The sequence below is a fragment of the Flavobacterium pectinovorum genome, assembly GCF_006438875.1.
Lineage (GTDB): Bacteria > Bacteroidota > Bacteroidia > Flavobacteriales > Flavobacteriaceae > Flavobacterium > Flavobacterium pectinovorum_A.
The window spans coordinates 97804-110918 of record NZ_RCZH01000019.1 but is presented as its reverse complement, the minus strand read 5'-3'; the positions used below and the strand labels follow the sequence as shown (position 1 = coordinate 110918).

Annotated in this window: 11 protein-coding genes; 5 read left to right on the top strand and 6 right to left on the bottom strand. The window is 34.7% G+C overall.

The features are described 5' to 3' along the window. Nucleotides 1-40 precede the first annotated feature (40 nt). The 5 genes from EAH81_RS22685 to EAH81_RS22665 all read left to right on the top strand — a co-directional run bounded on the left by EAH81_RS22685 (nt 41) and on the right by EAH81_RS22665 (nt 7881). Nucleotides 41-754: an endonuclease/exonuclease/phosphatase family protein gene (locus EAH81_RS22685; RefSeq protein ID WP_140511286.1), complete on the top strand. Its 714-nt coding sequence runs from the start codon at nt 41-43 to the stop codon at nt 752-754. A gap of 3 nt (nt 755-757) precedes the next feature. After that, nucleotides 758-1381, top strand: coding sequence for a class I SAM-dependent methyltransferase (locus tag EAH81_RS22680; protein WP_140511285.1), 624 nt, complete (start codon nt 758-760; stop codon nt 1379-1381). Between the two features lie 204 nt (nt 1382-1585). Beyond that, a complete protein-coding gene (locus EAH81_RS22675; RefSeq protein ID WP_140511284.1) occupies nt 1586-5104 on the top strand; it encodes a nitrate reductase in 3519 nt (1172 codons plus the stop codon). Between the two features lie 489 nt (nt 5105-5593). Next, the gene (locus tag EAH81_RS22670; RefSeq protein ID WP_140511283.1) at nt 5594-7024 is read left to right on the top strand and encodes a rubredoxin; all 1431 of its coding nucleotides are present in this window, start codon (nt 5594-5596) and stop codon (nt 7022-7024) included. Nucleotides 7025-7278: 254 nt separating this feature from the next. Further along, nucleotides 7279-7881 carry a hypothetical protein gene (locus EAH81_RS22665; RefSeq protein WP_140511282.1) on the top strand — a complete coding sequence of 201 codons (603 nt, stop codon included), beginning with the start codon at nt 7279-7281 and terminating at the stop codon, nt 7879-7881. Between the two features lie 491 nt (nt 7882-8372). Here the strand turns inward: EAH81_RS22665 and moaA are convergent, their stop codons facing one another. The 6 genes from moaA to cobA form a co-directional block, all read right to left on the bottom strand. After that, a complete protein-coding gene (gene moaA / locus EAH81_RS22660) occupies nt 8373-9380 on the bottom strand; it encodes a GTP 3',8-cyclase MoaA (protein WP_140511281.1) in 1008 nt (335 codons plus the stop codon). Further along, entirely contained in the window at nt 9367-10281 is a 915-nt protein-coding gene (gene moaCB / locus EAH81_RS22655) for a bifunctional molybdenum cofactor biosynthesis protein MoaC/MoaB (protein WP_140511314.1), read from the bottom strand. The genes moaA and moaCB overlap by 14 nt, the downstream gene beginning before the upstream one ends. Beyond that, the gene (locus EAH81_RS22650) at nt 10274-10711 is read right to left on the bottom strand and encodes a molybdenum cofactor biosynthesis protein MoaE (protein ID WP_140511280.1); all 438 of its coding nucleotides are present in this window, start codon (nt 10709-10711) and stop codon (nt 10274-10276) included. Before EAH81_RS22650 ends, moaCB begins: the two co-directional genes overlap by 8 nt. A 291-nt stretch (nt 10712-11002) precedes the next feature. After that, entirely contained in the window at nt 11003-12073 is a 1071-nt protein-coding gene (gene moeB, locus EAH81_RS22645) for a HesA/MoeB/ThiF family protein (RefSeq protein ID WP_140511279.1), read from the bottom strand. Nucleotides 12074-12083: 10 nt separating this feature from the next. Beyond that, complete coding sequence (locus tag EAH81_RS22640) at nt 12084-12320, bottom strand: MoaD/ThiS family protein (protein WP_140511278.1); 237 nt, start codon at nt 12318-12320, stop codon at nt 12084-12086. Beyond that, nucleotides 12320-13111, bottom strand: coding sequence for a uroporphyrinogen-III C-methyltransferase (cobA, locus tag EAH81_RS22635; protein WP_140511277.1), 792 nt, complete (start codon nt 13109-13111; stop codon nt 12320-12322). The genes EAH81_RS22640 and cobA overlap by 1 nt, the downstream gene beginning before the upstream one ends. Between the last annotated feature and the right edge of the window lie 4 nt (nt 13112-13115).

Genomic DNA, 13115 nt, shown 5'->3' with positions numbered 1-13115 from the left:
ACGAAATATTTAATCAAAATTGTATATAAAACCTCGTCTAATGAAAATCATAGCTTGGAATTGTAATATGGCATTCAGAAAAAAAGCTCCATTTATTCTAGCTTTTAATCCTGATATTGCTGTAATTTCTGAGTGTGAAAATCCGGAAAAATTGAAATTTGGTATTGATACAAAACTTCCAACAGATATACTTTGGTACGGTACAAATCCGCACAAAGGAGTTGGCGTTTTCTCTTATAGTGATTATAGATTTCAATTGCTGGATTGTCATAATCCAAGTTTCAAAAACATTTTGCCAATAGCCGTAACTGGCGGAAAAGTTGATTTTACCATGTTTGCTATTTGGGCTAATAATCCCGAAGACAAAGACGGACAATATGTTACGCAGGTTTGGAAAGCGATTAATTATTATGAAGATCTCATCAAGGAAAATAAAACCGTTTTAATTGGAGATTTCAACAGTAATACAATCTGGGACAAACCACGACGAGAAGGAAATCACTCGACTGTTGTAAATAAACTCGAAGCCAAAAAAATTTATAGTACCTATCACAAATATTACAACCAAGTACAGGGCAAAGAAGAACATCCGACGTTGCATTTGTATCGCCACGAAAACAAACCTTATCATCTTGATTATTGTTTTGCTTCGAGCGATTTCATTGAAATTATGGAAAGCGTCGAAATTGGAAATTATCAAGACTGGACTTTACACAGCGATCACACACCTTTAATAATTGATTTTAATATATAAACAATGAACAATTCGTGGACCGAAAGATGGAACGACCGCTACAGCAATGAAGAATTTGCCTACGGCGAAGAACCCAACAATTATTTTAAAGAACAAATCGAGAAACTAAACACCGGAACTATCCTTTTCCCTGCCGAAGGCGAAGGTCGAAATGCTGTTTATGCCGCAAAATTAGGTTGGACAGTTTCCGCTTTTGACATTAGTGAAGAAGGAAAAAATAAAGCCTTAAAACTTGCCGAAGCCAGCAATGTAGCTATTGATTATCAGGTTGGCGAATTAGAAACCTTAAATTATCATACGGAACAGTTTGATGCAATTGCCCTGATTTATGCTCATTTTCCGGCAGAAATAAAATCAGCAATTCATAAAACCCTTGAAACTTATTTACGCAAAGATGGAATCATCATTTTTGAAGCTTTTAGCAAAAAACATTTAGAATATCTTGCCATAAACGACAAAGTTGGCGGACCAAAAGATATTGAATCGTTATTTTCTATTGAAGAAATTCAGGCTGATTTTCCAAATTATGAAATCATTGAATTACAAGAAAAAGAAATCGAATTGAACGAAGGTGTATTCCATAACGCAAAAGGTTCTGTGATTCGATTTATTGGACGAAAAAAATAAATTACGCATAAACGTTACGTGGAGACGCACTGCTGTGCGTCTCTACAAAAAACTCCCCTATCCAACTTTTCTTCTTTTATTTTATCTAAAAATAAATTCAAAAATTACGTATTTATACGTAAAAATACGTATTTTTGTTTACATCAATATACGTGAATTAGCTTAGACAAGTAAATTCATATTTCGTATTCAAAAAAAGTTGTAATGCAAAATACCAAAATCAAAACTACTTGTTCCTACTGTGGCGTTGGCTGCGGAATTATTGTGACCAATGATGCCAAAAATGGCGTGATGGTTACGGGCGACAAAGATCATCCTGTCAATAAAGGAATGTTATGTTCTAAGGGAATGAATTTGCATTATGTTGTTAATGATACTTCAGACCGAATTTTATATCCTGAAATGCGAGGCAGCAAATCTTATCCGCTGGAACGTGTGAGTTGGGATACTGCACTTGATCGTGCTGCAGCTGTTTTTACTTCCATCATAAAAAAACATGGTCCTGATAGTGTTGGTTTTTATATTTCTGGTCAGTGTTTGACCGAGGAATATTATTTGGTCAACAAATTGGTAAAAGGTTTTTTGAAAACCAATAATATCGATACCAATTCGAGACTTTGCATGAGTTCGGCAGTTGTGGGTTATAAAAAGACTTTTGGTGAAGATTCTGTTCCAATTGCTTATGATGATATCGAACTTGCTGATACTTTCCTGATTACCGGAGCAAATCCGGCGTGGTGTCATCCTATTTTATTCAGAAGAATTGAAAAACACAAAGAGAAAAATCCGAAAATAAAAATCATTGTCGTAGATCCCAGACGAACAGATACGGCAGCTTTCGCCGATTTGCATTTGCAGATTATTCCGGGATCAGATATTATTTTATATCATGCAATCGCCAAACGCATCATTGAAAAAGGTAATGTAGATCACGATTTTGTAAAAAATAATGCGGAGAATTTCAAACAATATAAAGACCTTGTTTTAAGTACTTCGTTTGAAAAAGCTTCTAAACTATGCGGAATTCCGGTAAACGATATTAAACTTGCAGCAGATATTATTGGCAAAGCAAAAGGATTTATTTCGCTGTGGGCAATGGGATTAAATCAAAGCGCTGTGGGCGTTGATAAAAATACGGCTTTGCTAAATTTATCTTTAGTAACGGGACAAATTGGTAAACCGGGTTCGGGACCTTTTTCATTAACCGGACAACCCAACGCAATGGGCGGACGTGAAGTGGGCGGAATGGCAACTTTACTCGCGGCACACAAAGACATTGCAAATCCGGAACATCGAAAAGAAGTTGCTGATTTTTGGGGTGTAGATTCTATTTCGGACAAACCGGGTTTAACGGCAACCGAAATGTTTGAAGCTTTAGAATCCGGAAAAATGAAAGCTATCTGGATTATCTGCACCAATCCTATGGTAAGTTTACCTGACTCACGTCGGATTGAAAAAGCACTGCAAAATGCCAAATTTGTAGTTGTTCAGGATATTTCGCATAATGCGGATACTTCAAAATATGCCGATTTACTATTACCCGCCGCAGGTTGGTTAGAAAAAGAAGGGACAATGACCAATTCTGAGCGTCGAATTTCTTATTTACCTAAAGGAATTAATGCGCCCGGAGAAGCACTTCCGGACATTGAGATTTTAATTCGGTTTGCTAAAAAAATGAATTTCAACGGTTTTAATTTTAATAGCGCTGAAGAAATTTACAAAGAGCATTGTGCGTTGACCAAAAATACCAACATCGACATTTCATTCTTAAATTATAATCGGCTAAAAAACGAAGGTACTTTTCAATGGCCAGTTCCTGATTACGGACATCCGGGAACTCCTCGCCTTTTTACCGATAAAAAATTCTATACGCCTTCGCAAAAAGCAATTTTCAACTTGCCAACAGCTATTGAAAATACTTCGGAACAGCCAAGTCCGCAATTTCCGTTTATATTAACAACAGGACGAGTTCGCGATCAATGGCATACGATGACCAAAACCGGAAAAGTGTCGCGATTAATGACGCATACACCAAGTCCGGTTTTAGAAATTAATCCAATTGATGCTTATAAAAATGATATTAAAAATGGAGATATTGTCATTGTTTCCAGTAAAAATGGGGAAGTTCGCGTAAAAGCAAAAGTCACAGATTCTATAAAAGAAAAAGTCGTTTTTCTGCCAATGCATTGGGGAAAACAACTCGAAAATGACTTGAACCGAACCAATAATTTAACCAATACAGTTGTCGATCCAGTTTCAAAAGAACCCGATTTTAAATATACGACGGTTGCGATTTCTAAATATATAAAACCTTTTCAGAAAATCGCGATTGTTGGTGCCGGAGCCGCTTCTTTCAGGTTTATTCAGAATTATCGTGAATTTAATTCGACCGATGAAATTATTGTTTTTTCTAATGAAATGAATCCGTTTTACAATCGTGTTTTGCTTCCGGAATACATGACAGGCGAATTTACCTGGGAACAGCTTTTGAAAGTTAAAGATGGTGAAGCATTAAGTAAGCTTAAAATTACTATGAAAGCCGGCGTAGCGATTGACAAAATAAATGCGAATGAAAAAACAATAACAGATAGTCTCGGCGAAATACATACTTACGATTCGCTAATTTTGGCAACCGGAAGCCGTCCTTTTGTTCCTGAAAATGCTCAGCTTCATTTGCCCGGACGATTTACTGTGAGACGAAAAGAAGATGCCGATCGTTTAAAAAAACATCTTGACAGCACTAATTTACCTCCGGAAGAGCAACATGTTGTCATTATTGGCGGTGGATTATTAGGTTTGGAATTGGCTGCGGCATTAAAACATAAAAAAGTAAAAACTACTATAATTCAGCGCGCTTCCCGATTAATGGAACGTCAGTTAGATTTAATTTCGAGCAAATTATTAGCCGAAGAAGTTCAGCTTCGTGATATTCAGATTTATTTTGATAATGAAGTTAGTACCGTTTTTGAAACCGAAAATCCAAATGAGATAGAAATCGCACTGAAAAGCGGTAGAATAATTACAGCAAATGCGATTGTATATACTATCGGAACAATTCCGAATATTGAAATTGCCCGCGAAACGGGACTTGCCTGTGGTCGTGGCGTAAAAGTAAACCAGTATTTACAATCTTCAAATCCTGACATTTATGCTATTGGAGAAATAGCAGAATTCAACAATAAATTATTCGGAATCACTTCTGCCGCGGAAGAACAGGCTGATATTCTGGCCAATTTTATGGCGGGCGATATCAGTAGTTTTTATAAAGGCTCGATTTTAATGAATATCCTAAAATTAGAAGATATAAATTTATGCAGTATTGGAGATCTTACAATTCCTGAAAACGATGATTCATATGAAGAAATTGTCTTTGCCGATTTGAAAAAACGGTATTACAAAAAATGTATTGTAAAAGACGATTTGCTTGTTGGAGCGATTTTAATGGGGGATAAAAATGAGTTTGCCGAATTTAAAACGATGATCGAAAGCAAAATCGAATTATCTGACAAGCGAAATTCATTATTAAGAGGAAGTTCGAACGCAAAACCTGTTCTCGGAAAGTTAGTCTGTTCCTGCAGTCAGGTTGGAGTCGGAAACATTGAAGAAACTATAAAAAGTGGTGTAAATGATTTCACGGATTTATGCAAAAAAACGGGCGCAGGATTAGGCTGCGGAAGCTGTAAAACAGAAGTTAAAGAGATTTTAGCGAAGTGTAAGGTTTAAAAATTGTTTCAAGTTTTCTTTGTTTCAAGTTTCAGGTTCTCTCCTTTGTGTCATTTCGACGTAAGGAGAAATCACATCCAGAGAGCAACGGACTGTTGGCGAGCCACTTTATGTGATTTCTCCTCCGTCGAAATGACAAGATTGGGTTCCGATTGCGAATGATGGATTAAAATCCATCCCTACAATATATTTTGTTCCTACGGAACTGCTCAAAAAAATTTCGGAGGAATGCTTTATATTGTATCAACGTCCCGAAGCTTTGGGATTAACCCGTTGAAACGAAAAATATTTGATTTTCATCATAGAAATCGAAATGACAAACTAAACGAAAATATTCTTATGAAAATGAGTGCCATAGCCCCGATAGTCCCGAAGCTTCGGGAGAAATCCTTTTGTGTCCGCAGCGGCGGACACAAAAGATTGAAACGGATAGCGGGATTAGCTCCTGAAACCTAAAACAAAAAAAACCTGAGACTAAAAATAGAAAAAATGGAGTTAACGAGATTAATAGTAAAAGGAGGCGTGATTTCGCCTGGGGAATTACGAGAAGTAGTTAATATAGCTATGGACCAAGGTTTAGATTCGATTTCCTTTGGTTCAAGACAGGATATTATTTTCCCGAAAGGTTTAAAATCTTTAGACAAAGAAAAAATAGGCAAGCATCATTTTGTTCTTCCAAATGAAAAAAGCGGCAATAATATCGTTTCTTCTTATGTTTCTACAGATATTTTCAGAAACACAAACTGGTTAACCGGAAACAAGTTTTTATACGTTTTAGAGCAATTTAAAGAACAGCCAAAACTAAAAGTTAACATAAACGATCCAAAGCAGCAACTTGTGCCGTTGTTTACAGGTCATCTTAATTTTATTGCTTCAGAACACGAAGATTATTGGTATTTATACATTCGTTTGCCAAAATGGGAGCGCATGGAACTTTATCCCGTTTTGATCTACAGCTGGGATATTGCAAAATTCTATTATAAAATCGAAGAAATCACAAACGAGGAATCTTATGATATCGATGTGCTTTTTAGTTTAGTCAGCGAAGCATTAGACACTAATAACAGAACGATTGACAAACCGTTAAACATTCCGTTTTACCCGTTTCCGTATTACGAGGGTATGAATAGAATGGGAATTGATCAATACTGGCTGGGATTGTACTGGAGAAATAATTTGTATGATCTGGATTTCCTAAAGCAAATGTGCGATTTATGCTTTGATTGTAAAATTGGAAAAATATGTATTACGCCCTGGAAATCGTTTATTATAAAAGGAATTCCAAAAGACCGAAAACTCGAATGGGAGAAATTCCTGGGCAAGAAAGGAATCAATGTCCGTCATTCTTTATTAGAACTGAATTGGCATTTGCCGGTTGCAATGGAATGGGCTTTGAATCTTAAAACTTTTCTGGTTCGAACGCTCGATCAGTTTGATATTAGTACTTATGGATTAACCTTCGGAATATCTGAATACAATCGTGATGGACATTATTTTACATCAGTTGTTGTTGAAAAAAATGAATTACCCAAAGATCTTGAATCGATCAAAATCAGAGATACTTATAATGTTTTATTTGCGAAGAATTTCGACCCAAATACAAGAGAATATATTGTTCATTCGCAAGACATTGATAAACTGGAATTACCTACTATTTTAATCGAACTGAGTCGGAAATATTTCGATGAACTCGGAAATTCTATTCCCGAAGCAGCCGAAAATCCTCAGAAAAAAGAAAAACCTCAATTGGATATTTACCAATGTCAGGAATGTTTAACACTTTACAATTCTGAATATGGAGATCAAAGCCAGGGAATTTCTAAAGGTGTTTTATTTACTGATTTACCTGAAACCTATTGCTGTTCTTTGTGCGAATCTCCAAAGAGTAATTTTAAAATTTTGGAAATTGTACCTAACTAAAACAATTGCATTTTATTCTTGAGGCATTTCAAAATATAATTGTTAAGAGATTTTCGTTTTTGAATTTTGTTTAAAAATTAAAAAACTAACAATCAGCATTTTAAACATTTAATTTAAAGAAAAACTTAACATTGGAATAGTTTTTTATTACTTACATTTACGTAACCGACAGTTAACAATTTCTTAACCTCCAAATCTAACTTCATGGAGATTAACTAACTGCCGAATGTTTTATTAATAAAAAATTGTAAGATATGACACAACCAACATCAGAAAACAGTCCTGAACAAACTCCTGTAACTACGCCTGTAGAACCCATTACTCCCGCAGCACAGACTGTAAAAAAACCTGCACCAGTAAAAACTCCTGCTGCCACTGTAAAAAAAGCTCCTACGGCTGCAGTAAAAAAGACTCCGACCGCTACCGTAAAAAGTGCTACAACTACTCCAGTTAAAAGAACGACCAGAACTGCTCCGGCAAGAAAAGTTACTCCAGTTGTTATTGAGAAAACGGAAGAGCTAACAACTCCAAAAGTAATTATCGAAGAGCCAAAAAAGAAAAGCGTTTCAGAAAATAAAACTTACGGTACAACGGAAACAATAGAAGCAAATACGAAAGATAAATCAAAAGATAAAAAGAAGAAAAAAGTGAAAGACAAAGACAAGGACAAAGAGAAAAAGAAATTAGCTAAGAAAAAAGAAAAAGCTAAAAAAGACAAAAAGAAAGAGAAAGCTAAAAAAGCAAAGCAAAAAGCTGCTGCTAAGAAAAAAGAAAAAGCCAAAAAAGCGAAGGATAAAGCTAAAGCAAAAAAAATAGCTAAAAAGAAAGCTAAAGCGCAAAAAAAAATCAAAAGCTAAAAAGAAAAAATAGTTTAGAAAGAAAGGTTTGACTTGAAGGAGTTGAACCTTTTTTTTGTTTAAAGACTTTCTATTCGTGTAGTTTGTAGTTTATTGTGTTTATTTGTGTTTTTAATGTTTTTTAGTCACAGATTAAAGAAATAAAAGATTAAAATTAATTTTAATTTTGAGTTAATATCGTAAGTCCCAGAGGGACGTTATATTTATAGAAATTTAATTTTTGATAAAGAGAAAAAGAACCCCAGCGGGGTGGCATAGATATCGCTCCTCTGGAGCTTTAATGCCAAAAAAAATATAATTGCTATAAATATTACGCTCCGTCGGAGCTATAGAAATTATAGAGAAATTAACCACAAAATTGCCGTTTTCGAAGTTTAATTTTTTTCAAAAAAAGCAATATAAATAACGTATTACTCTGATATCAATATTTTTATAAAAGCTTTATTTTAAACACATTAAATAAAAATATCATTATTAGCGAAGTCGAAGGACTATCCTCCAATCGCAATCATACTGCGATTACCAAAGTGAAGTTCCGGATTGTCGATTTCAGAAACTGTAACCATTCCGGCTCTTACTTTCTTTTTATTTTTGATTGATTCTGAAATCAAATTTGTAATTGATTCTCCGTTTCTAAAAGGTGTTAGCAAATCCGTTTCGGAATTAGAGAAAAGGCAGTTTTTAATTTTTCCGTTTGCTGTTAGGCGGATTCGGTTGCAACCATCACAAAATGGATTTGTAATTGAACTTATGATTCCGAAATCGCCCTGAAAACCTTTTATTTTATAGGTTCTGGCTGTGAAGTTTTTTTCGTCTTCCAGTTTCTGAATTTCTTCGGATGAAAACGAAGTTTCTAATTGTGATAAAATCTCATTTTGCGACACCATTTTGCTTCTGTCCCACTCATTTCCCGCAAAAGGCATAAACTCAATAAACCGAACTGAAATGGGCAAAAACTGCGTTAATTTAATAAAATCGATTATTTCATTATCATTAAAACCTTTCATCAAAACCACATTTACTTTTATCTGAAAATCATTATTAAGAAGTAAATGCAGATTGTCAACTACTTTTTCAAACTGATTTCTAAGTGTTACCGAATGAAATTTAGGAGCAATTAAAGTGTCTAAACTCAAATTGATTTTTTTGATATTAGATTGTTTTAAAACATCAATATGACGGTCAATTAAAATACCGTTTGTTGTAATTGAAAGTGATGTTTTTAAAGTTGATAATTTAGAAACAATCTCCGGAAAATCTTTTCTCAATAAAGGTTCTCCGCCTGTTAATCTTATTTTATCAACTCCATTTTCTACGAAAGTCTGAGCTAAAGCAAAAATCTCATCAGCCGTCATTAAACTGGCTTTTGGAGATAACGTAATTCCGTCAGCAGGCATGCAATACGTACAACGCAAATTGCATTTCTCCAACAACGAAATCCGCAAATAATTGTGTTTTCGTCCAAAATCATCCGTTAAAATGGTTTTAGAGGGTATCATGATTTTTTCCTTTTAAAATATGAAAGACGTGCAGTAAATGCGGAAAAACAGCATCCATGGATTCTCTGGCTCCATTGGTTGATCCCGGCAAAGCCAAAACCAGACTTTTTCCTAATGTTCCTGCAACTGTTCTTGATAACATGGCGTATGGCATGCGTTCTTGTCCGTAATTACGAATCGCTTCTTCAATTCCCGGAATTCTGCTTTCTAACAATGGCGACAAAGCTTCGGGTGTTACATCTCTTGGCGATAATCCTGTTCCGCCTGTAAAAATAACCAACTGATTATCTTTGGCGAAAGCCTTCGTTTTTTCCTGAATAATATCAATTTCATCCGGAATAATTTCATAATGCGTTGTTTCAACGCCATAAGAATCTAGTTTTTCAACGATTACTTTTCCGGAGCGATCTTCTTTGTCACCCGCAAAAATAGAATCAGAACAAACAAAAACTGCAGCTTTTATAACGTTTGGAAATTTATTTTTGAAAGACGATTTTCCACCTTCTTTATTAACTAATTTTATTGTCGAAATCTCAATTTCTTTATCAATTGGTTTCAGCATATCGTACATTGTCAAAGCTACAATTGATGCGCCATGCATCGCCTCAACCTCAACTCCGGTTTTGTAAACGGTTTTTACATTGAAAATAATGTGAATTGTTAAGCCTTCAATTTTATATTCAACTGAAGTAAATTCAATTGGAATCGGATGACAATCCGGAATCGATAAATGCGTGTTTTTCACCGCAAATAATCCTGCTGTTTTTGCCATTTCAAGCACATTCCCTTTCGGAACCAAATTATTCACCACAGCATCAATTGTTTCTTGTTTGCTAACTTTGACAATTGCTGTTGCCGTTGCGGCTCTTAAAGTGCTTATTTTATGCGTAATATCAACCATTATTGTTTTGTTTCCAAGTGAATGTATCGTTTTCAAACATTTCTTTACCAAAAATTGGCACATCGGTTTTTATCCAGTTTACGATGGCTTCTGTAGCTTCATAAACCTGTTTACGTCGTGTTGCCGAAACAAATACGAACAAACATATTTCGCCCGCTTTTACCACGCCCAAACTGTGATAAATGTGCATGCAGATTAAGTCGAATTTAGCGAAAGCTTTTTCACGAATTGCATATAAAGCTTCGTTCGCCATATCCGTATATGCCGAATAATCAATTGCTACAACTGTATTGTCGTGAATTACATCGGCACGAACCTGACCCAGAAAAATATTATGCGCTCCAATCGTATGTTTAGATTGGTGTTTGGCAATAGATTCTGCTATAAATTCAGGAGAAATTGGTCCTTCTACAAATACATTTTTACTCATTGTTATTGTTTTTTTTGCCACAGATTACACAGATTAAAAGGATTTTTCTTTTGCCGCGAATTACACGAATTTTCACTAATTTATCCAGCTTTGTCATTTCGACGAAGGAGAAATCACACGCGGGATGAACGCACTGTTGTCGAGCCACTTTATGTGATTTCTCCTTCGTCGAAATGACAAGATAAAACTACAATAATTCATTAATAACACATTTTAATTTGTGAAAATTCGTGGCGAACAAATCTTGGTATAACTTTCTTTTTAAATCATTTTAATCTGTGAAATCTGTGGCTATACTTTTTCTTTTAATAATTGTTTTAATGCTAAAGCACCGCCGGCAATACTTTTTATATTTTTAAACTGATGCTTTTTTAACATTTTAACAGCTATTTTGCTTCTGATTCCGGATTGGCAATAAACGTAAATAGTTTGATTTGGGTTCAGTTTTTTGATTTCATTTTCTAAATTAATCAATGGAATCTGAATTCCATTTTTGAAATTAATTTTTGGGAGTTCTTCTTTATTTCTAACATCTAAAAACAAGACCTCATCATTATCAATTTCATTTAAAATTTCTTCTACTAAAATCTCTTCAATCTGATTTTCAGTATTATTATATTTTTTCTGAAAAGCTTCTATATTCATGATAACATCAGTATTCTTTTCAAAGTCATACTTTTGTTGTTCATTATTCAAAATATTATACACCAGTATTTTACCACTCAACACCTCTCCTATTTGTAGAATCATTTTGATGACTTCATTGGCTTGAAGCATTCCTATAATTCCAACTGAAATTCCAATTACTCCTGCATCTTCACAATTGGCAGATTGCGTGTTTTCATCAGGATACAAACATCTGTATGTAGGTCCGTTTTGATAATTAAAAACCGAAACCTGTCCCTGAAATCTAAAAATAGATCCGTAAACCATTGGTTTGTTTGTAATTATACAAGCATCATTAATCAAATATTTTATGGCGATATTATCTGTTGCGTCTACAATAATATCATATTTTTTGAATAACGAAATGGCATTCTTCCCTGATAATTTCTCTGTAATCGCATCGACTTTCACTAACGGATTCAAATCAGAAATCATCAATTTAGCTTCTTCGACTTTATATTTTCCAACTGCCGAACTTTTATAAATTACCTGACGATGCAAATTCGAAAGTTCAATAACATCATCGTCAACAATTCCTATTTCTCCAACTCCCGCGGCAGCTAAATAAGGCAATATGGCAGCACCAAGACCGCCTGCGCCAATTACTAAAACTTTTGCTTTTGATAATTTTTGCTGACCCGTTTCTCCTATTTCAGGAAGTATTATTTGTCGGTTATAACGTATTGAATCATTCATAAAAAGTCATTTATCCTCCCGCAAAAGGAGGTAATAAAGCGACAACATCACTTGTTTGCAATTTATAATCAATTGTTTTGGGTACTATTTTTTGATTGACCGCAACACTAAAAGAAAGGGTTTCAAATTGGTATTTAATCTCCAGATCCTGCATTAATTCCTGCAATGATTTATCCGAAAAAGAAACTTTCTCAAACTCACATTTCGTTTTTTCAGCGACAGCTCCAAAATATTTAATCTCAATCATTATTTTAAATTTAAATTCTGAAAAATAAATTCGTCATCAAAATGTTCCTGAAAATAAGACGTCAATCTTGAAGTGTTTTTCACCACTTCTCCAATTACAATAATTGCCGGAGATGATATTTTATTTTCAGACACTAATTTAGCAATTGAACTTATAGTTCCAACCACTTTTTGCTCTGTATTTTTTGTACCGTTTTGAATAATCGCGATAGGCAAATCATCGGTTCGGTTCTCTTGATATATTGCAATAATTTCATCCAATTTATGCATTCCCATCAAAATGACAACTGTTGCAGCAGATTTTGATGCTAGGTGAATATCTTTCGACAATTTGTGATTAGAAGTTGTTCCGGTAATTACCCAAAAACTTTCGGCAATCTGGCGTTGTGTCAAGCTAATCCCAACCGAAGCAGGAACTCCTAAAGCCGAAGAAATCCCAGGAACGATAGCCGTTTCTACACCATATTTTTCTACATATTCTATTTCTTCGCTTCCTCTTCCAAAAATAAAAGGATCACCGCCTTTTAGTCGTACTACATGACCATAACGATTTGCCATCGAAACAATCAATTCATTGATTTGGTCCTGCGTATAAGCGTGGCAACCCAAACGTTTGCCTACAAAAACGATTTCTGCGTTTGTTGCGTATTGCAATAATTCTTCGTTGACTAAGGCATCATACAAAACTACATCGGCATTTTCTAATGCTTTTATTGCTTTTAAGGTAATCAATTCAACATCACCCGGACCTGCGCCTACAATCGTTAATTTTGGTGTTTTTAAATTTCGCATAGCT